General features: G+C 32.8%; 18 protein-coding genes, 1 riboswitch and 1 other annotated feature. Of the genes, 2 read left to right on the top strand and 16 right to left on the bottom strand.

The window, feature by feature from the left end; genetic code table 11:
* Positions 1 to 201: 201 nt before the first annotated feature.
* The gene (locus DWZ69_RS08625) at positions 202 to 1,593 is read right to left on the bottom strand and encodes a hypothetical protein (RefSeq protein ID WP_118436750.1); all 1,392 of its coding nucleotides are present in this window, start codon (positions 1,591 to 1,593) and stop codon (positions 202 to 204) included.
* A 373-nt stretch (positions 1,594 to 1,966) separates the two neighbouring features.
* Between DWZ69_RS08625 and DWZ69_RS08620 the strand changes: the two genes are divergently transcribed.
* Positions 1,967 to 2,803 (top strand): pyridoxamine kinase, encoded by an 837-nt coding sequence (locus DWZ69_RS08620; RefSeq protein WP_118436748.1) that lies wholly within the window; start codon positions 1,967 to 1,969, stop codon positions 2,801 to 2,803.
* A gap of 125 nt (positions 2,804 to 2,928) precedes the next feature.
* On the opposite strand, the gene metK is transcribed toward DWZ69_RS08620, so the two are convergent.
* From metK to DWZ69_RS08575, 9 genes are all read right to left on the bottom strand, one after another.
* Positions 2,929 to 4,119: a methionine adenosyltransferase gene (metK, locus tag DWZ69_RS08615; protein ID WP_118436747.1), complete on the bottom strand. Its 1,191-nt coding sequence runs from the start codon at positions 4,117 to 4,119 to the stop codon at positions 2,929 to 2,931.
* A 166-nt stretch (positions 4,120 to 4,285) separates the two neighbouring features.
* A riboswitch (SAM riboswitch) is annotated at positions 4,286 to 4,391 on the bottom strand.
* Positions 4,392 to 4,478: 87 nt separating this feature from the next.
* Positions 4,479 to 5,399 (bottom strand): hypothetical protein, encoded by a 921-nt coding sequence (locus tag DWZ69_RS08610; protein WP_118436745.1) that lies wholly within the window; start codon positions 5,397 to 5,399, stop codon positions 4,479 to 4,481.
* 198 nt (positions 5,400 to 5,597) lie between these two features.
* Entirely contained in the window at positions 5,598 to 7,586 is a 1,989-nt protein-coding gene (locus DWZ69_RS08605; protein WP_117999787.1) for a 2-isopropylmalate synthase, read from the bottom strand.
* Positions 7,587 to 7,842: 256 nt separating this feature from the next.
* Positions 7,843 to 8,071 (bottom strand) — a binding site (T-box leader).
* Positions 8,072 to 8,158: 87 nt separating this feature from the next.
* Positions 8,159 to 9,451, bottom strand: a complete 1,293-nt coding sequence (locus DWZ69_RS08600; RefSeq protein WP_117999786.1) for a UDP-N-acetylglucosamine 1-carboxyvinyltransferase — start codon at positions 9,449 to 9,451, stop codon at positions 8,159 to 8,161.
* Positions 9,452 to 9,745: 294 nt separating this feature from the next.
* Entirely contained in the window at positions 9,746 to 10,327 is a 582-nt protein-coding gene (locus DWZ69_RS08595; protein WP_158573374.1) for a M23 family metallopeptidase, read from the bottom strand.
* A 71-nt stretch (positions 10,328 to 10,398) separates the two neighbouring features.
* Entirely contained in the window at positions 10,399 to 10,902 is a 504-nt protein-coding gene (locus tag DWZ69_RS08590; RefSeq protein WP_117999836.1) for a shikimate kinase, read from the bottom strand.
* A gap of 26 nt (positions 10,903 to 10,928) precedes the next feature.
* Complete coding sequence (locus DWZ69_RS08585) at positions 10,929 to 12,167, bottom strand: DNA polymerase IV (protein ID WP_278286614.1); 1,239 nt, start codon at positions 12,165 to 12,167, stop codon at positions 10,929 to 10,931.
* An 83-nt stretch (positions 12,168 to 12,250) separates the two neighbouring features.
* The gene (locus DWZ69_RS08580) at positions 12,251 to 12,841 is read right to left on the bottom strand and encodes a flavin reductase family protein (protein WP_118436741.1); all 591 of its coding nucleotides are present in this window, start codon (positions 12,839 to 12,841) and stop codon (positions 12,251 to 12,253) included.
* A gap of 37 nt (positions 12,842 to 12,878) precedes the next feature.
* Positions 12,879 to 14,018, bottom strand: coding sequence for a hypothetical protein (locus DWZ69_RS08575; RefSeq protein WP_118436739.1), 1,140 nt, complete (start codon positions 14,016 to 14,018; stop codon positions 12,879 to 12,881).
* 128 nt (positions 14,019 to 14,146) lie between these two features.
* Here DWZ69_RS08575 and DWZ69_RS08570 point away from each other — a divergent pair, with 128 nt between their 5' ends.
* Positions 14,147 to 15,133 (top strand): sigma-70 family RNA polymerase sigma factor, encoded by a 987-nt coding sequence (locus DWZ69_RS08570; protein ID WP_022164837.1) that lies wholly within the window; start codon positions 14,147 to 14,149, stop codon positions 15,131 to 15,133.
* A gap of 162 nt (positions 15,134 to 15,295) precedes the next feature.
* Here DWZ69_RS08570 and DWZ69_RS08565 read toward each other — a convergent pair whose 3' ends face one another.
* The 6 genes from DWZ69_RS08565 to DWZ69_RS08540 all read right to left on the bottom strand — a co-directional run bounded on the left by DWZ69_RS08565 (position 15,296) and on the right by DWZ69_RS08540 (position 21,901).
* Entirely contained in the window at positions 15,296 to 15,910 is a 615-nt protein-coding gene (locus DWZ69_RS08565) for a DUF624 domain-containing protein (protein ID WP_022164838.1), read from the bottom strand.
* A 12-nt stretch (positions 15,911 to 15,922) separates the two neighbouring features.
* Positions 15,923 to 16,951, bottom strand: coding sequence for a LacI family DNA-binding transcriptional regulator (locus DWZ69_RS08560; RefSeq protein ID WP_117999781.1), 1,029 nt, complete (start codon positions 16,949 to 16,951; stop codon positions 15,923 to 15,925).
* Positions 16,952 to 17,094: 143 nt separating this feature from the next.
* Positions 17,095 to 18,585 carry a 4-alpha-glucanotransferase gene (gene malQ, locus DWZ69_RS08555; RefSeq protein ID WP_117999780.1) on the bottom strand — a complete coding sequence of 497 codons (1,491 nt, stop codon included), beginning with the start codon at positions 18,583 to 18,585 and terminating at the stop codon, positions 17,095 to 17,097.
* 20 nt (positions 18,586 to 18,605) lie between these two features.
* Positions 18,606 to 19,529, bottom strand: a complete 924-nt coding sequence (locus DWZ69_RS08550; RefSeq protein ID WP_243002597.1) for a carbohydrate ABC transporter permease — start codon at positions 19,527 to 19,529, stop codon at positions 18,606 to 18,608.
* Complete coding sequence (locus tag DWZ69_RS08545) at positions 19,529 to 20,455, bottom strand: sugar ABC transporter permease (RefSeq protein WP_117999779.1); 927 nt, start codon at positions 20,453 to 20,455, stop codon at positions 19,529 to 19,531. The genes DWZ69_RS08550 and DWZ69_RS08545 overlap by 1 nt, the downstream gene beginning before the upstream one ends.
* Before the next feature lie 153 nt (positions 20,456 to 20,608).
* Positions 20,609 to 21,901, bottom strand: coding sequence for an ABC transporter substrate-binding protein (locus DWZ69_RS08540; RefSeq protein ID WP_117999778.1), 1,293 nt, complete (start codon positions 21,899 to 21,901; stop codon positions 20,609 to 20,611).
* Positions 21,902 to 22,233: the final 332 nt, after the last annotated feature.

Here is a 22,233-nt window from a genome sequence, read left to right as displayed (position 1 = left end):
ACTGGTATTATTGTTTTTTTGTGTTATTATATTATCAGTAATGCCATATGGATTATACTTTATATTTTTTCAAATGTAAAATAAGTGAAACCTCACAGTATATAGAGGTATTTATCTTTAACAGATAAAAATCCCCAAATCAACCGGAGGTTTCACTATGTTCCATTATATTTATATTAAACTATATTAATTCCGTCTCCTTTAGTTCTCTATTCCATTAAAATCTTTTAAGCAAATGAATTCGTCATCTTTAACTTTATCGGGAAGCTGTACATTTATTGCATCTCCTTTATTTACATACACCGTATAACTTCCATCTAAATCTCTTTCCACAATATTGTTATTTTTATCAGTTACCCTTACAGGAACATCTGTTGAAAATATAATAATTCCATCTATGTCAGATATAATTTGTATTGTCTTACCATAATAATGTTTACAATATTCAAATGTATAAAAAGTATTATATTTATACCCCACACCATGCGAAGACGGAACATAATGATAATAATTACTTAATACAATTTTATCCTGATTATACCATTCTGAATAGTAAGAATGTCCTCTCCATATTTTTGATTTTTTATCTTTAAAACCTTTTGGTAATTTAACAGCTCTAATTATGCTATAAGAAGATTCTTTCATTACACTAAGAGAATTTTTCATAGCATACTTTATTCCTTTTGGAATAGTTACAACCAGCTGACATCCATCATATCCAACTAAAATATTGTTATTATAAATATAAAAATCTCCCTGTTTTTTTATTTGCTTTTTAAAAATCTTAAAAATTCTATCTTCCAATACTTCATACAAAGCTTCCATGCCCTCGCATGATATATTTTTATTTTTTATTACATATTTTGCCCTATAAGCAACATCATTAATTGCCTCTCGCATATAATCTTTAAAATTGCTGTCACTTGTATAATAACTTTTTACAGTTGATGGAATAATAACTTTTTTTAGTTTCTTACAACAAGTCAATATATAATAATCCGGATCATCACTACAACTTTCTTCATTATAAGATTCATACGAAAATCCAACAACATTAACTATTTTACACCCTTTTCGAATTTTCAATATTTTGCATTCGCTTGGCATTGCCACAAATTTTTTCCCGTTTTTTGTATAAATGCTTCCTTTGTAACTTCTGTATTTTTTGTCCTTTTTGCTTACAATGAACTTATGTGTTAAATAAAACTTATACATTGGTTTATCTGACAACTGTGTTGTAAATTTAACTGTTTTTACAGTTATCGGAAAGTTCTCATAATTATCATTATCATATACTTCCCCCAAAAAATCATCTACAAATATCAATTTTCCCGGAACTTCCAAAGTTTTTACATTTATACAACCCTTAAAAGGTTTTGTAGGTAAAATTTTTATATTGTCTTTCACTACAATCTTTTTAATCTTTTTCGCATTTTTTATATGTGTACCATTCCTTAACTGACCTGTTACTACTAACGTTTTTCCTTTTGTGTAATAATTCTGTGTTTTTGCCTGAACACTTCCATTAGTTAAAAGAATCCCTCCACAAAGAATAACCAGCATTAAGCATACTCTTAAAATTTTCTTTTTCATTTTGCTCCTCCTATTTATCCATCTTGAAATGTTGTTATATATGTATAACGAGATTCTTTAGTATTTTATTGCATTAACTTTTTATTAGTTGAATGCAAGTTGAATGCAAAACTAACAAAAACGGATTCTCTCTGTCAAGTAGCGTTTGTCTCATTATCCTTTACCAAATTGAAAAAGGAAAACTGTCGTACATTATGTGGTTAGAATTAAAACCTACCAATCACTGTTTTTTGTGTTATTATATTAGCAGTAATACCATATGGATTATACTTTCCAATATAAAATCCGGGTATTTTTATTTTATGAAAGCATTGTAATTAGTAACGACTTTACTTTGAGAAACTAATTTACAAATAATAATTAGGAGTTTTATATGAAAAGAGTTTTAAGTATTCAGGATATTTCCTGTTTAGGAAAATGTTCACTAACTGTTGCCCTTCCTATTATTTCTGCAATGGGAATTGAAACAAGCATTGTTCCCACAGCAGTTTTATCTACTCATACCAAATTTAACAATTTTACCTTTAGAGATTTGACCGATGATATGGAAGGAATAAAAAATCACTGGTTAAAAGAAGGTTTTAATTTTGATGCCATATATACCGGATATCTTGGAAGTGAAGAACAGGTAAATATAGTTTCTGACTTTTTTTCTGCTTTTGGGAATAATGATAATTATATTATTGTTGATCCGGCAATGGCAGACAACGGAAAAATGTACACTGGTTTTACAACTGACTTTGCAATTACAATGTCACAGCTTTGTTCAAAGGCAGATATTATTTTACCTAATATTTCAGAGGCATGCTTTATGCTCAACAGAAAATATGTTGGAGAAAATGCTTCTTTGGTAACTATTAAGGAACTGCTTTTGGAGTTAATTAAACTTGGTTCCAAATATGCTGTAATTACAGGTGTCACACTTCCAAAGGGCGAACTTGGTTTCATTGGATACGACAGCAGTAATAAAGACTTTTTTATGTATGGAACTAAGGAGGTTCCTATTAAATCTCATGGAACAGGGGACGTTTTTGCAAGCACTTTTACCGGTGCCTTAATGAATGACTATAGTGTTTTTGACGCTTTAAAAATTGCAGCTGATTTCACTTACCTGTGTATAGAAGACACTTATAAGGATCCTAATGCAGTTGATTACGCAGTAAATTTCGAAACACAGATTCCTAATTTATTGAAATTACTAAACAGATAAAATTATGTTCTATATTTTCCATGCAAATCAATATTTTCCAGTAAAAATTTAGGGAAAAATGAAACCTACATAAGTTCCATTTTTCCCTTTTGTTACTACATATTTTACAACAGATTATTTTCTAATTATTTTGCATATTTTGCTAAAACATCAACCTTGTCTGTTTTCTCCCATGGTACATCAATATCATTTCTTCCAAAATGACCATAAGCTGCTGTCTGCTTGTAAATAGGTCTTCTAAGGTCTAGCATCTTGATAATGCCTGCTGGTCTTAAGTCAAAGTTCTCACGAATAATTTCTACAAACTTCTCGTTACTTAACTTTCCTGTTCCAAATGTGTCTACCATGATTGATGTTGGATGTGCCACACCAATTGCATAAGATAACTGGATTTCACATTTATCTGCAAGTCCTGATGCTACAATATTTTTTGCAACATATCTTGCTGCATACGCTGCAGAACGGTCAACCTTTGTACAATCCTTTCCTGAGAAAGCACCACCGCCATGTCTTGCATATCCACCGTAAGTATCAACAATAATCTTTCTTCCTGTTAAACCACTGTCTCCATTTGGTCCCCCAATTACGAAACGTCCTGTTGGGTTAATGAAGAACTTTGTATTTTCATCTACCATATCTTTTGGTAATACAGGATCAAATACATATTTCTTAATATCCTTATGAATCTGTTCCTGTGAAACTTCAGCATCATGCTGAGTTGATAATACAACTGCATCAAGTCTTACAGGTTTTCCATCTTCATCATATTCTACTGTAACCTGTGTTTTTCCATCAGGTCTTAAATAATCTAAAGTACCATTCTTTCTTACTTCTGTTAACTTAAGTGCCAACTTATGTGCTAAAGCTATAGGGTATGGCATAAATTCTTCTGTTTCGTTTGTTGCATAACCAAACATCATACCCTGATCTCCGGCACCAATTGCATCTAACTCTTCGTCAGACATTTTATTTTCTTTTGCTTCTAACGCTTTGTCTACACCCATTGCAATATCTGTTGACTGTTCATCTAAAGCTGTTATAACTCCACATGTGTCACAATCAAATCCATATTTTGCTCTGTCATATCCGATTTCTCTAATTGTCTCTCTTACAATTTTCTGGATATCTACATATCCCTTTGTTGTAATTTCACCCATTACCAAAACAAGTCCTGTTGTGATGCTTGTTTCACAGGCAACACGGCTCATGGGATCCTGTTTCATTAATTCATCTAAAATGGCATCTGAAATCTGGTCACAGATTTTATCAGGATGACCTTCTGTTACTGACTCTGATGTAAATAATCTTTTTTCCATTTACGTCTCCTTTACTTTCTACTGTGCATTTCTGCTTTAACTATAGTATCCTACAAATATTTATTTTCTTCTTTTGAGAATTTATTATTATAGTATACCTTTTTATATTTTATTAAAAAGAAAAGCCCACTGACAATCAGTGGACTTGAAATCAAGGTATCAAATCCTCTTATTGATCAAACTTCTGTTTGCTCAGGTTGGCACCTTCCTGACTAATGTCGGGGTTGCCGTAGCTTCTTAGGTCCTTGTACCTCCACTACTCTGAATAAGAGAAAATATTTATTTGCAATGGCTATACTACTATTATAGTTGCCATATGTCAAGTAGTAAATTTTGACATCATAGTATTTATGTGCTCACTATCCCAATTTAGCCATTATTTTTTCAACATTATAATCAGGTGCAAACTCCTTTGCTATGTCATAAATTTTTTGAATCTTAGAAACATCTTCTTCCAACTCATCAGCAATCTGTTCTATAGATTTATTTTTAATCATTTTTTTACAAATATTAGAAACAATAAGCTGCAATTCGCCTTTCACAATACCATCCTCATACGCACGCTGTTTAAAATATTCCATTGCCTCTTCTTCATCATATTCCGTTAAAAGTGTATGCATAGCTTCAGCCTTCCTTTCCAGCAGAAAATCTTTTAAAACATTACAATTAATACACTCTTCAATAGCTTTTTCGATAGCAACATTTTTATCATCATATTTCTGCCTGTACTCTTTTATTGTTTCTATTAATATAGCATATTCCTTTAAAGGTTTACAAGCAGATAGAAGTTTTTCGTTATAACCCGGATTGATGTTTAAGACAGTGGCAGTCCATTCGAATATCCCATCTTTAGGCGGTGCGACAAATGCGTCAGAAAGTTTCAAGATTTGTTTGTCAGGGACTTTCCTGGAACCATTATATAACACATAATATTGCGGCGTTGGAATTTTTATGAACTTATCATCATAAAGTCTAAAGTGATATTTTGATACATATTTGTTGAACAAATCACTGAAATACATAAATCCACGTAGTGGCATGTTAGGATTCCATGTGCTCTGCTGTTCAAACAAAGCCATGTTGTTGGCAATGATACAGGACACATCATTTTTCATACTCATATACACTGCGTTTTCCATTGTGGTAATTTCTAAATCGTCTAAGTTTGTATAATTTGTTTCATTTAATGCATTATACAAATCCAATAAATTGCCCTTATACTTTTCATACCCAAAAATCATGCAGAATATTCTATCCTTGTGTTGTCTGTTAAAATTCATACTTTCTTTTCCTCCTTAGCAGTTAATTATCCCTTATAGTTTATATTAATTCACATAAACTGTAAGGTTGCTTTTATATTATACATACTATTTGTGTACTTTTCAAGTTTAAAATAAATATAAAATGGTTATTTTTTGCAATAAAAAAAGGTGTCACCCTAAAGGTTCCACCTTTTTTATTGCAATACACATCCTATATTAATTTTTACTATTTCTAAACTGTACCGGTGTCATTCCGTATTTCTTTTTGAATAAGCGGTTAAAATGTTCTACATTTTGGTAGCCGACATTTTCAGCAATTGCTTCAACTGTCATATTACCGCCTTTCAATAAAGTTCTGGCTTTTTTCATTCTTACCGCCTTAACCAATTCTCCAAATGTTTTTCCTGATTTATCTTTTATGTACTTTGATAAATATGGTTTTGATAAATGGAACTGGTCTGCTAATTCATCAAGTGTTACTGTTAAATAATTTGTATTAATATAATTAATGATTTCTGTTAATCTTTCATCTTGAAGTGCTGTATCACCTGTTGCCTTTACTAAATGGTTAACTGCTACAGTTAATGCATGAATCGATGACTTAATAATATCTTCATCAATTCCAACACCCCAATACATTGTTCCATGATAATTAATTCCTACATATGAAACAGCCTTTGATGATGAACCTCTTGCTAATGAATGTTCTTCATATACAGCAAGTTCATAGCTAATATTGAAGTATTGTTTAAAAGCATTACTTACAGCGTCTAAACGTCCATTACCTGTGCTTTTTACGATACGAACTGTATCATTCTGTGCAATAGTAACTTCTGCAACGATTCCGTTTGTCTGTTTAAAATGTGCTTCTGGAACTGTAAATACACTGCTTTCATTAATATATTTATCTTCAAATATTTGGTATACCCATTCAGGTGATAATTCCTTATGTTCTTCATCTGATACATGTTTTACACTATATCCGATTTCTTCTCTCATTTTTTCAGGTATGGATAATCCGAAGTTCTGTTTTAAAATATAGCTTACGCCACCCTTACCTGACTGGCTATTAATTCTAATAACATCAGAATCATATGTTCTTCCCACATCAACAGGATCAATTGGAAGATATGGTACATTCCACTTTCCTTCAGGATCCTTTGCCTTACAAGCCATTCCTTTTGAAATAGCATCCTGATGTGAACCTGAGAAAGCTGTAAATACTAAATCACCTGCATAAGGCTGACGTGGACTAACATTCATTCTTGTTACTCGTTCATATAATTTTACGATTTCAGGCATGTTACCAAATTCGAGCTTTGGATCTACACCATGTGATAACATATTCATTGCTAATGTAATAATGTCAACATTACCCGTTCTTTCACCGTTTCCAAATAATGTACCTTCAATACGGTCAGCTCCTGCTAATATTGAAAGCTCTGCTGTAGCTACGCCACATCCTCTGTCGTTATGTGGATGAACTGAAATTGTAACTGCATTTCTGTATTTTAAATTCTTGTGTATATATTCAATCTGTGTTGCAAAAACATGTGGCATTGCATTTTCAACTGTTGCCGGAAGGTTGATGATAACTTTGTTGTCTTCCTTTGGTTCCCATACATCAAGAACTGCATTACATACATCTAATGCATAATCTATTTCTGTGCCTGAGAAACTTTCAGGACTATATTCAAATGAAAAGTTTCCATCTACTTCGTCTGCTAATTGTTTTAAAAGTACAGCTCCGTCAACAGCAATCTTTTTGATTTCTTCTTTACTCTTCTTAAATACCTGCTCACGCTGTGCAACAGATGTTGAATTGTAGAGATGAATTACTGCATGTTTTGCTCCCTTTACAGCTTCAAATGTTTTCTTAATAATATGTTCTCTTGCCTGTGTTAAAACCTGAACAGTTACATCATCAGGAATCATATCTCTTTCAATAAGAGCTCTCATAAAATTGTATTCTGTTTCTGATGCTGCAGGAAAACCTACTTCTATTTCTTTGAATCCAATGTCTACAAGTAACTGGAAAAACTCTAATTTTTCATCTAAGCTCATTGGCTCAATTAAAGCCTGGTTTCCATCTCTTAAATCTACGCTACACCAAATTGGAGCCTTATCAATGTACTCTTTTTTTACCCAGTCATATGTGACTTCCGGTGGCATAAAATACTGTCTTGTATACTTTTTGCAATTCATAGTAAAACCTCTTCTTTCTTTATATCTAAAAACCAATATATCTCCTATACTTTATGGTACTTTTTTTCAAGTAAAACCTATTTAAATAAACGGAATAAGATAGAATGTCGCTTGCGACATTCTATGCACTGAGCGCGGTTGCTCCAGCAACTATTTTCCTTTCGCGGAAATGTGCATCCCTAGCGGAACGTTTTTTATGTATTAGAACTTCCTAAACAATTTCCTAATGCATAAAAACGTCCCTGTGCTTTTTCAGCACAGAGACGTAAGCTTTACATACGCGGTACCACTCTGTTTCATGTGTTACATGCTCTCAAGATGATAATGCATCCGATTCCTATAACGGAGAAAACCGTCCCAACCTACTTGACGTTTTCAGCGGGAAACTCTAAGGCGAGTTCGTTGTTTCGTGCCTGGCATTTTGCACCAACCAATGCTTCTCTAAAGGTCACTCTACAATTACTACTCCTCTTCACTGCTTTTATAATTCTTAGGATGAACATATATTAACATAAGCCATTTTCTTTGTGTAGTGACAAATTTAATCAGTTTTATTGATTTTTTTTAATATATCATCCTACTTTTAATTTAAATTTCTGTTCTTCTTTATCCGTGTCCACTTCAGTAATAATTGCACCAAGTCCTGCTAATTTCTGATCAAATTTCTCATAGCCTCTCTTGATATATACAATATCTGTTACTGTTGTAAATCCTTCTGCAGCTAATCCTGCAATAACCAATGCTGCTCCTGCTCTTAAATCAGGTGCTGCCACACTGGCTCCTTCTAAACTGCCTACCCCTGTTATAATTGCTGTATTTCCTTCAACCTTGTTTACAGCACCCATTCTTCCAAGTTCTGACATATATTTAAATCTGTTTTCGAAAATACTTTCTGTAACTGTACTTACACCGTTTGCCATTGATAAGACTGCCGCCATCTGTGGCTGCATATCTGTTGGAAAGCCCGGATATGGTAATGTCTTAATATTTGCACATCTAATGAATTCACCTGCTTTTACCTTAACGGCATCATCATATTCTTCTACTGAACAACCCATTTCTATAAGCTTTGATGTAATACATTCCAAATGTCTTGGAATTACATTTTTTACAAGAACTTCTCCCCCTGTAGCTGCTGCTGCACACATAAATGTACCTGCTTCAATCTGATCAGGAATAGTTGAATAAACTGTTCCATGTAATTTTGGAACACCTGTAATTCTAATCTTATCAGTTCCTGCACCTCTAATATCAGCTCCCATGCTGTTAAGCATATTGGCAACGTCTACTACATGTGGTTCTTTTGCAGCATTTTCAATAACAGTTCTACCTTCTGCTCTTACTGCTGCTAACATTACGTTAATAGTAGCTCCAACTGATGACACATCAAAGAAAATGTGATTTCCTTTAAGCTGTTCTGAAAATGCATTAAGCATTCCATGGTCCTGAATTACTTCGGCGCCTAAAGCTCTAAAACCTTTTAAATGCTGGTCAATTGGACGTGCTCCAATTACACAGCCACCCGGTAGAGCCACTTCTGCCTTGTGGAACTTACCAAGTAAAGCTCCAAGCAAATAATATGAAGCTCTAATTTTTCTCATTTGTTCCTCTTCAACAATGTGAGAAGTAATTGTTGCTCCGTTAATAATAACTGTATGTCTGTCTACTCTGTTAATAGTAGCTCCTATTGTTTCTATTGCATCTATTAATTGATTAATATCACTTACATCAGGTAAGTTTTCTATTGTTACGTTCTCATCCGCCATAATTGCTGCAGCAATAAGGGCCAATGCTGCATTCTTTGCACCACTAATTTCTACTTCACCTTTTAAGGCAACTCCGCCTTTAATAACATACTTTTCCATTTATGCACCTCTGGTTATATGTAAAATCTATATCTAAAAAATGTTAATTATCGTTTTTTATTTTTGCGCGCACTAATACAAATATATTTTTACGCACTTTCATCTATTATAACATAAAGTGCAACTTTGTAAACTGTATAAGTAACACAATTTCAAGGCAAATTCTTCCAATTATTATAAATTTTTCACTATTAAATAATATATATTGTTATATATATGTTTTTTTGCAAATTATGTTACCTATACAGCATGCTTAAATTAAGTTTAAACTATGCGCTATGTTTCATTTTTGTTTTACTCTACATATTTCAAAGGATTGACCTTCACTCCTTCTTTGATTACTTCAAAATGTAAATGTGGTCCTGTGCTGTCACCTGTATTTCCTGAAAAGCCTATTAACTCTCCTTTGTTTACAATGTCACCTTTTTTGACACACAAAGAACTCATGTGTGCATACCTGGTTTCCATATTATCTTTATGCTTTATTAACACGTTATAACCATAGCTTTCACTATAATATGCAAGTTCTACAATGCCAGCCTCTGCGCCATACACCTTTGTTCCAACGGGAACTGCCCAGTCGTGTCCTTTGTGGCAGGCATTTCTGTCAACAACGTCTCCGAAATACGAAGATGTAATTCCACCCTTAACCGGTTTTATAAAAAATAGCACAGATGATTTCTTTAATTTGTCATTTGTGCTATCTTTTAAATTCTTTTTTGATGTTTTGTTGGACTTGTTTTTTATTTTCTTTTTATAAATTTTCGGGTTAATCTTTTTTTCATTTAAATCTTTTTCTCTTGTGTTTCTATTAATAACGTAACCGTATGCATATATTTCCATTGTAGTTTGTTCAAAAATAATGATTCCTATCATAAGTAAAACACATAAAATCGGCAGAAACAATATTTTCATCTGCCTGTTAAAAAGTTTAAATCTGTTAATTTCTATACCCCCAATTTTGCTTCAATTAGTTTTACTGTCTGCTGTATTGTATGTCCATGCTCATTTATTATTATATCCGCATATTTTTCATATAACGGTGTTCTTTCATTAAATAAATCTTCTAATGTTTGTCCGTCCTTTAGAACTACCCCTCTTTTTTCCAAGCTTCCTAGTCTTTTTGAAAGTGAATCAAGATCAAGTTTTAAATAAATAACTGTTCCTATTTCTGACAAATGCTCCATTGCTTCTTTTCCATAAACCACACTGCCGCCTGTTGCAATAATTGATTTTTCTGTGTTAATTGAAGCATTAACCTTGTTTTCTATATTGATGAATTCATCAATTCCCTCTTCTGCAATAATATCCTTTAACAAACGGTCTGTCTGTTCTTGAATAACTAAATCTGAATCCATGAATTTGTAACCTAAAACCTTTGCAAGCACTACTCCTATTGTACTTTTTCCAACTCCAGGCATTCCTATTAATACGATGTTTTCTTTATTCATAATTGTGTCCCTTTCCATTAAGTATACTATTTATTTTTTGTCCTATTTTCATTAAGCAGGCTTGCCCTTTTAACAGCACCGCTTCCATACTTTGCATTAATTAAATCTAATGCCTTGTCCAATTTTTTCATTTTCTCTCTGGATATATTGTTTTCTTCTTTGTTCCATGAATCAATATCCATAAAAGTCAGTTGTTCCGGCTCGTCTTCTTCTATTAAATTAGCTGTTCTCACACCTAAAAGCCTAACCGGTCTGCCACTCCACAAACCTTTAAAGAGATTTTTTGAAATGTTATATATTTCTGTTCCGGAGTCAGTAGCAATATCTACTGTAATTTGTTTTGAACATTTTGTAAAGTCATTATATTTAATTTCAACAGCAACTGTTTTTGCCTTTTGTTTTCCCTCTCGTAACCTTCCTGAAACTTTTTCTGAAAGTCTTAGAAGAATTCTGTTTATTTCAACAATATTGTCTAAATCCTTTGGAAGGGTTGTGGAATTTCCTACGCCTTTTAAATCTTCCCTTTTGGTATTTACTACGCTTTCGTCAATTCCGTTAGCATATTCCCACAGTACCCTGCCATGACTTTTTAAATGAGCATCTAATATGGTAACAGGGCTTTTTGCCAACTGACCAATTGTAAAAATTCCTAGTTTATGTAACACATTCACGCTGGATTTTCCTGCCATAAATAAGTCTTCCACAGGAAGCTTCCACATTTTCTCTTGGATTTCTTCTTTGTAAAGAGTGTGTACCTTATCCGGCTTTTCAAAATCTGATGCCATTTTTGCCAAAACTTTTACATCTGAAATTCCTACATTTACAGTAAAGCCAAATTGTTCTTTTACTTTGTTTTTTATTGTATATGCAGCTTCTATTTCGTTAGAAAATTTGTTTCTTATTCCTGTATAATCCATATAGCACTCATCAACGCTTACCTGCTCTATATCCGGTGTAAATGATTTCAAAAGTTCCATTAACTTATGACTTTGTTCAGAATAATAATCATGCTCCGGTGGAACAATTTCCAAACCGGGGCATTTTTTCAAAGCATTTACTACAGGTTCTCCTGTAACTATACCGTATTTTTTTGCAGAAATTGATTTTGCAAGAACAATTCCATGACGGTTCTTCTTATCTCCACCTATAATACAGGGAATATTTCGGATGTCTTTTGGATAACCGTTCTTTAACATCTTAACTGCTGTCCAACTTAAATACGCTGAATTTACATCTATATGAAAAATTATCTTATCATGCTTCAACACTATTCTCCTATTAATAATTTTTCATTAAACTGTCTATATTTCCTTGTTGTCTATTTCTTTTCTGTCCACTTATTTGCTGTCTACTTATTTTTCTTTCTTTTTGGTTTTTGAGTTTTTCTAACTGCAAATCCAAATTTACCAAGTTTCTTGCCTGTGCTGTAATATTGACCATGAGAATAAACTATAGGCTTTGCTTTTGCCAAATCAAACTTGCCTTTTTCATCCATATACTCTTTGCCTGCATGAACGCAAAGAACTTTTGCAATAAACATATCATGAGTTCCTAAATGCTTAATTTCTGTCACTTCACATTCAATATTTACAGGGCTGTCTGTTAAAAGTGGTGCCTTAACATACTCAGCCTTTTCAGTCTGCAAATTCATTTTTTCAAATTTGTTTTCATCACGACCTGATTTCACGCCACAATAATCTGTAGCCTTAGCCAGTTTTTCTGTTGTAAGATTAATTACAAACTGGCCTGATTTCTTAATCATATCGTAAGAATATCTTGATGGTCTTACTGAAATATAAACCATTGCCGGATCAGTACATATAGTTCCTGTCCATGCTACTGTAAATATATTTTCGTTGCCACTATTGTCAGCCACTGTTACCAAAACAGCAGGCAGTGGGTATAACATATTGCCCGGTTTCCAAGTTTCCTTTGCCATATTTTTCTCCCTAAAAATTGATTATTTTTATTAAATCTTATTGACTCTTTTTATCCTTATTTTTTAACTTAATATTCTTTATTTTTACCTGATTTTTATCAGCTGTGTAAACAACAGTTAATTGGCTGTCACATTTACCTGATATGCTGTATATGTAACTGCTTGTAAGGGATGTATCTGTTGATGATACATAGCTGTAAGAATATTTGTAAGTTAAAGTGTACTCTTTGTTTTTCTTATTATAAACAATCCTGCTGTCCTTTTTATTAATTTTCATATCAATTACTTTTAGCTTTGATACATTTCTGTCATCAGATGGATATGTGATTTCCATTGATTGGTCAACAAGTGATGAGACTTTATTTTTTGTTTTCTTTGTGCTAAATAACTTCAACAGTTCTTTTCTTTTACTGTCTTTTGTTCTAACAGCTTTGTAGAACTGGTCTACAAGACTATCACAATTTTTGTTAATTATCTTAGTGTAATTATCATTAGCTACAGGTTGAATCTTTGACAAATCAAGTTTTGTATCGTCTTTACTTACATTCAAAGTTTTTACCATAGCGTAACTTGCATTTGTAGCTACAGCTTTGTAGTTTCCTTTTAAAGTTTTATTAAAAAGATATACTTCCTGGCCACTTGAATTTTTTGAAACTTTTGCATTGCTGTTTGTAATTGTAATGCCATTTAACTGTAATTCATTACCTGCCGGTAAAGTAACCTGAAAATTGTTGGTTAAAATATCATCTATGTTTACATAAAAGTCAGGTACAATATTTAAACCTTTTCTTTTGGATGTTATTTTTACTACGAAATCTTTTGTTTTTCCTGTTTCTTCGTTTTTGCATTTAATTGTTACTGACTTCTGCCCATCTTTTGTTTCAGGCTTATTTATATCATAAGAATCAATGGTATATTGTTTTCTCAAATTTTCCATTTTCTTAGTGTATAATGTTTTTTCCACATACGCATCTTCTTTGTCTATGTAACTGTACATTTTGTTATAATCCATGGCAACGAAAGCTCTAAAATAATTAGATGCCACATCTGTTGGATCTGATTCATGGTTAATATATGCTGCCGCTGCCCCTATCCCAAAACATATACTTATAAACAGTAAAATACATATAAGGGAAAAGATTCTGCTTTTTCTTATTTTATTAATTAATTCTTTCATATTTACTCCTTTTTTGCCTTCAAGGCATACACCTTAAATGTTACCCATTATCCTTGATTTTTGCAAGGCTTTTATGTATCATTTACATAAGTATGATGTAATATTTTAAAGACGAGGTTATAAAAAACATGGATAAAAAAACAATGTTTAATGAAGCTTTAGCAAAATTAGTTTCTTATGCTACAGCTCACGATAATTTAATTACTATGGAGGATGTTAAATCTTTCTTTAATGGTCTTATTGACGATGACAGTCAGTACAAACTTATATACGACTATCTATCAATTAATAAAATAGAAATTAAAGGCTTTACTCCTAGTGACGACAATATTTTTGACGACAGTCATGGAATGAATGCCATCTCAGAAAACATAGCAAAAGATGAAAATGGGCAGTCACAGGAAGAGACTGATTTTATAAAAATGTATATGGATGATATGGACGCTCTTCAAACTGTATCAGATGTAGAACAGGCTGCGCTTGTAAATAAACTAATAGCCGGAGATGCATCTGCATCTACTCCACTTGTAGAGTCTAAACTAAAGAAGGTTGCAGATATTGCAAAAAAATATTGTGGAAAGGGAGTTACTTTTGGTGACTTAATTCAGGAAGGTAACTTAGAACTTATGGTTGCCGTTTCTGAATACACTAAGGAATGTGGTGATTTTAATAATTATATTGATAAACGCATTGAACAGGGTATCCGCAACGTAATTAACAGTCAGATTAATTCTGATCGAATCGGACAGCATCTTGCTGACAAGTTAAATCAGCTTGACAACACAACAAGCAAGCTTAGCAAAGAGCTTGGTCGTGTGCCTGAAATTTCTGAACTTGCTGATGCAATGGGAATTACAGAAGATGAGGCTTCTTTATTGCTTAAAACATCACTTGATACTTTATCAGTTAATCAGGATACCCAGATTACAGATGCCAAAACAGCTGAAGAAATTGCAAAAGAAGGTACTGTTTCCGTTGAAGACTTAATTAATAATAATTCTGTTTCTGCAGATGGATTTATGGGACAAAGCTATGCTTCTACAGATGACTCAATGGATATTACTAAACCGGCAAGTGGTAGTGATCCTTTAACCTGGAGAAAACATACAAGATAATTCAGTACAGTAATTTATAGTATTTTGTAATTTATTATTTTAAAAGAGTTATATTTTTTCATAAACGTATTTGGTTATCAAATATCAAAAATGTTGTTAACTTTGAAGATATGTATCTGAAATTCAGGACATATACCTTCAACTTTAACAACATTTTATTCTTTACATATATTTCTTAAATATTCTGTTAAATATAAAAGAATTCAAATATGCAAGTACCGAAAATCCGACAAATGACATTACATATATAACAGAGGATGCTGCGCTTCCTAATGTTACCAGTAGAATAATAGGGAGTAATGTAATGGTCACAATTAACAAAGTCCATGGAAAATGACCTATTCCCATTAAGAAGGCATTTTTCAATGTATTTTTCACTGTGTTTTCAAAAGTGCTTTGTAATGCCATGGCATAAAGGAATACGAAAAGTATTGCTAAAGCTGCTGCTAACATAAACCCTCTTAATACTGTAGGTAGCAGACCTTTTGGCATATAATTGATTATATATAAATCGGCTGTTGGGATTAATGAAAGCACCAATAAAATAATCCACATTATTGTTGATTGTTTGAAATTTTCCTTGAACAGTTTAAAGTATGACCTAAATATGTAGCCTTCACTGTTACTTGCCATTTTTTTTGTTACTCCATAAAGAGCCGTTGTTGACGCTCCTATAGTAACAATAGGTAACGAACATATAATAAATAGCAGGTTTACTATTATTAAATCTGCTATTTTTGATAAAAACTCATATAGTTTGCTGTCAATTCCAAACACAAATATTTCTCCTTACAATTCTTTTACTGATTCTTTCTCTAATAATTCAGCTTCAAAAATCAGTTGTTTCTTTTCATCGTTTCCATTTATAGCATCCATTAAAAGTTTTATTGACGACTTAACCATTTGTTCACAAGGCTGTTTCATTGTTGACAATGATGGTTGAAAATATCTTGACATATCAAGGCCGTCAAATCCTAAAACCGAATAATCCCCGGGAATTGTTTTACCTTCTTCCATAATTGCCTTGTACGCCCCAAAAGCTGTTAAATCTGAAATTGCATATAGCGCTGTGAAGTCTACATTAGATTTAAGCAATTCTTTAGTTACTTCATAACCATTTGCTACTGAATATTCCGGTATATCATCCTTCATATATCTTATTAACTCATCTTTTATTTCAATGCCGTTGTCTTTCAAAGCTCTCTTATAGCCTCTTAAACGAAGACCACCAACCGCCTGATCATTGCTTCTGCCTGAAATCATTGCGATTTTCTTATGGCCTTTTTTACATAAATAATCAACTGCTCTATAGCTTTCCTTTTCGTCATCAATTGATACAGATGAACAATTTCTTTTTGGTGCCATCATATTAACTGCAACTGTACACAAAACATAAGGTACACCGATTTCTTCCAGTCTGTTGTCTAGAGAATCCATCTGGCCCCCAAGAAAAATAAGGCCTTTTAATCTTTTTTCTTTAGCAAGCTGTATAGCTACACTTACATCATCCTGGTCTTCTCCAAGCGCATGAATTAAAAATGTATATTCTAACTTCTTCAATTCTTCTTCAAATATCTTAAGCATTCCTTGAAAGAACTGATTGTCAATTCCTTTTATTAACAATGCTATTGTATTTGACTCTGTCATTTTTAGATTTCTCGCACTGTTATTTGGAACATAATTATATTCTTTAATTACTTTTAGTATTCTTTTTCTTGTATTTTGATTAATTCCCGGGTCATCATTAATTGCTCGGGAAACAGTGCTAATTCCAACCCCACATATTCTTGCTATGTCTTTGATAGTAAGATTTGCCATGTCTTTCCCCTTTCATTTAGCATAAATTAATAAGTTTCATTTCTTCCACAATTTAGCATTTTACCACATAGCTGTACTTTATGCAAAAAGCTGCGAAAGTTGTCCCTTCGCAGCTCTTTTAAGAAATTATTATCTGTATTCTGTTATGCTCTGCCATAAAGAACAGTCAACTTTTTAATTTTGTTGTTTAACCTTTTTGTTAATTGTGTAGATTTCAAACGCCATCTCCAATTGTCTCCTAATGTAGATGGTGTATTCATCCTCGACTTATTGTCTAAATGTAAATAGTCCTGCATAGGAATTATGCAAGTATTTGCAGTTGAAGCCTGAGCCATTCTTATAATCTCATCCACTAACTGTGTTTTTGTTTCAACTTTTCTTCCTATGTATTCTTCTATCATTTGTACTTCTTCAGGTTCAATGTCATCAAGCCAACCCTTTAATGTTTCATTATCGTGGGTGCCTGTATAAACTACACAATTCTTATCATAATTATATGGCAAATAATCTCTTGGTCCTGATGAGTCCCTACTATCAAAAGCGAATTCTAATACCTTCATATTAGGGAAACCTGAGTCTTTAACTAACTGTCTTACTGTGTCAGTTATATAACCTAAATCCTCAGCAATAATATTAATATCTCCCAAACAATATTTAATTCCATTGAACAAATCTATACCCGGGCCTTTTTCCCAATGCCCGCCTATAGCATCTTTGTCCTTTGCCGGTATTGAATAGTATTCATCAAAACCTCTAAAGTGATCAATTCTTACAACATCATATAATTTCACACTTCTCTCTATTCTCTTTATCCACCAGTCATAATTAGTGTATTTGTGATAATCCCATTTGTATAATGGATTTCCCCAAAGCTGTCCTGTTGCTGAAAATCCATCCGGTGGACATCCTGCAACTGCAATTGGATTTCTCTCATCATCTATTTGGAATAATTCAGGATGTGCCCACACATCAGCACTATCATATGCAACGTATATTGGAATATCACCAATAATTTTTATTCCATTATCGTTTGCATATTTTTTCAGTTTGTACCATTGTCTGTAAAACTCATATTGAATAAACTCATAAAAAGTAATTTCATCAGCTAATTCACTTTCGTAATATTCCATGGAATATTCCCATCTGAGTTTTATGTCCTCCGCCCAATGGTCAAAACTCTGCCCATTAAACCTTTCCTTAATAGCCATGAACATTGCATAATCTTTTAACCAATAAGCGTTTTCAGCTTTAAATCTTTTAAACTCTTCACGTTCGCTTATATCACTTTTTTCATAAGCAGTTTTTAAAAGTTCAAATCTGCCATTATACAATTTCTCATAATCTACTTTATCTGTTTTGCTACCGAAATCCACTTTATCACATTCTTTTTCTGTTAGAAGTCCCTGCTCTATTAAGTCTTCTAAACTAATAAAATAAGGATTTCCTGCGTATGTTGAAAAAGACTGATAAGGTGAATCTCCGTAGCTTGTAGGTCCTATAGGCAATATCTGCCAGTATTTCTGGTCGGCTTCTTTTAGAAAATCCACAAATTCATATGCTTCTTTTGAAAAGCTTCCTATACCATACTTTCCAGGCAAACTTGAAATTGGTAATAAAATTCCACTAGCCCTCATAGTTCCTCCTTAAATAATCTTTAACCCTTTACTGCTCCTGCAGCTACACCTTTTATAATATGCTTCTGACATGTGAGATAGAATAATATAACAGGTATAATACTTAATATAATAAGTGCCATTATCGCACCTAAATCTACTGAACCGTAACTTCCCTGTAAGTATTGAATATGAATTGGAATAGTTCTGTATCGATCCAAGTCAAGAACTAAATATGGAAGAAGATAATCGTTCCATATCCACATAATCTCAAGAATACCTACTGAAATTAATGTTGGTTTTAACATTGGTACAATAACGATGAAAAATGTTCTGATAGGTCCGCAACCATCAATTGCTGCTGCCTCCTCGATTTCAAGTGGCAAACCTTTGATGAATCCCGTAAACATAAACACCGCCATACCGGCTCCAAATCCCAAATATATAACCGGGATTGTCCAAGGTGTGTTAAGTCCCAATGAATCTGCTGTATTTGACAATGTGAACATTACCATCTGGAATGGCACTACCATTGAGAATACAAACAGATAGTAAACAATCTTACAAACTATACTATCAACTCTGGCAATATACCATGCTGCCATTGATGTACAAACTAATATTAAAGCCGTTGATAAAACTGTAATTACAAAACTGTATAATACTGATTTAAAAAACGGATAATTTCCAAATGTAAAACCTTTGATGTAATTAGCCCAACCTACTAAAGCTTTTCCTATAGGCCATGCAAATGTATCTGTTTTAACAAAGGTATTTGCTTTAAAAGAGTTCATTAAAACAACAAATATCGGACTGACATAAATTAATGTTACAATTGATAATATTATTGTTAAAAGCTTTCCATGTTTCAATGGAATTTCATTGTTCTCTTTTAATTTTTTCTTCTTTGTGGCAGCAACTAATTTTGTATCTTTTAAATTTCTATTTGTTTCTTTATTGTTCATTATTGCTGCACCTCCTTTGATCTAGTTGCCTTAAGCTGAATAATTGATATTCCTGCAACTAAAATAAAGAATATAACGGCTTTCGCCTGTGCCACTCCCTTACCTGTAAGTGACTGTCCATAAAATGTGTTGTAAATATTAAGTGCCAACATTTCTGTTGTCTTTATAACTGAACCATCCTTTAACTGTTCAAATGGCTGACCATTTGTTAATGCTAAGTTTTGGTCGAAAAGTTTAAATCCATTAGTTATTGTTAAGAACAAACAAATTGTAATAGATGGCATAATATTTGGAATTGTTACTCTTGTTAATGTCTGCCATTTGCTTGCTCCATCGATTTTTGCTGCTTCAATTAATTCTCCGGGAACTGCCTGTAACCCTGCAATATAGATAATCATCATATATCCAACCTGCTGCCAGCACATTAATATGATTAAGCCCCAAAAACCATATCTTGTTTCCATTAATATTGAAGTGTTCATTTTTCCTAATATACCATTGAAAATCATACTCCAAATATATCCAAGAACAATACCACCAATTAAGTTTGGCATGAAAAATGCTGTTCTAAATAAGTTTGCACCTTTTATACCTAACGTTAATAAATATGCTATTGCAAATGCCAGTATATTTATCAAAAATAGTGATACTATTGCATACAATGCTGTATACCAAAATGCATGTATAAATGACGCATCGCTAAATGCATCCATGTAATTTCTAAAACCTACAAAAGAAGCATCTCCGATTGTAACAAATTCACAAAAAGATAAATAAATTCCTCTTAAAAATGGATAAATAAATCCAATACAAAAAGCTCCAAAAGTAGGTGCTAAGAATAGAAGAAAGCATCTTTGAATAGGTCTGCGAAGAAGTTTAGAATTTACAGATGTTCCACTGTTATGTTTTTTCTTTTTTTCTTTCACAGCAATCTCCTCCTTATTTCTAATAAGAGGGGGCGGGCTATGCCCGCCCCCTAAATATCAAGTTTCTATATTTATTTCCTATAGCAATTAATAACTATTATTTAGTTAATAATTATTGTCCAATCAATAATTATAATTTATTTATTGGATAATTTATTTGTTAGCTGCCTTATATTGTGTAGCCCATCCTTCTACAAATGCTGTCTTAACATCATCCCATGAACCGCCTGCATCATATTTGTTCATTGCTGCTACAAGGCTTGCTCTCCATTCATCTACATTTGGTGTGTAGTTAAATGCCCAGTCAACATTGTAATTTCCTGCATCAAATAAGTCGTTTGCATTCTTTAAGAATACATTTCCACTGTCTGCTGCTTTCTTATATGGAATAGCGCCAAACTGTTCAGCCATAACTTTTGTACCTTCATCGGAAGTTACTAACCATTTCATAAAATCAAGTGTTGCCTTCTGATCAGCTTCTGAAGCTTTTGCATTAACTGCCCAGCAGTTCTCTGTTCCTGAGCAAAGGCCTGCTTTTTCTTCACCATCAACTCCACAGTAAATTGGAATCATCTGCATATCATCATCTGAAATTGATTTTTTTAAAGCATCATATTCCCATGTACCATTCTGGAAGAATACTGCTTCACCATTCTTGAATTCTGCTTCTGCATCATAACCACCTGTTGCTAAAGTGTTCTTATCGTATTTGCTGTTGTTAATGTATAAATCCCATGTTTTTTTGAAGTTATCTAAATATTTTCCTTTAATTGTTGCAGGAGCTTCTTTCCATCCATCATCTCTTCCTTCATAGAATAATGGCATGTTTGCTAAGTGTCCTGTAAATCTCCATGATGATGCATCATCCATTCCTGATGATGTAAATGCATCAAATCCAAGTTTGTCAGCTCTCTTATGAATATCTTCAGCAACTGACTTTAATGATTCAAAGTTCTTAATGTCTGAAACTTCATATCCTGCCTTCTTAAGTAATTTCTTATTTACAATTAATCCATAACTTTCATAGCAATAACCGATTGATGCAACTTTGCCTTTGTCATCTTTCAAGTTAAATGAATCTGTACTTAATTCCTTGTAAATATCTGTGTCCTTAAGATCTAAGCAATAATCATCCCAAGTCTTAACTGCTGCCTGGTTACCAACTACAAATAATGTAGGTGCTGCTGATTTTCCCATTTCAGAAGTTAATGTTGAGTTATAGTTTCCTGAAGCTGCTGTAACAACCTTTACCTTAACTCCTTTTTCCTTCTGGTATGTCTTTGCTACTTTCTGTAAAGCCTCATCAGCTTCTGGTTTAAAGTTTAACCAGTAAACTGATCCTTTTTCTGAGCTTGATTTATCGCTCTTAGAACTGCTTCCACATCCTGCTAATAATCCTGCTACCATTGTTGCACACAACGCTACACTTAATAATTTCTTACGCATATCTTTGTCTCCTTTTCTTAAAAAAATAACTTAGGTTATCCGATATTTCCATTTCCAGTGTGGTACTCACTTTCTTTGGAAACGTTTCCTATGAACTGATAGTAGCACTTTTCGGAAACGTTTTCAATAATATTTTCACAAATAGAACACATTTCGACCTTTTATACAATAAAAGCTTATCTTTTTGTGCATTTTGCACATATACTGTAACGTTTTTATGCGTTTTTTATCTATTTACCATAGTTTTATTTTTTTATGCAATGAATCTTCTGAAAGAATTTTCTATTTTTGAAAGCCTGTTACTTATGACATTCTTTCACACCCAATGGGTG

The organism is Eubacterium sp. AF34-35BH, from assembly GCF_003477765.1.
Classification (GTDB): Bacteria; Bacillota; Clostridia; order Lachnospirales; family Lachnospiraceae; genus Eubacterium_G.
The sequence above is the reverse complement of the archived record's forward strand: the minus strand, read 5'-3'. Positions and strand labels throughout refer to the sequence as shown.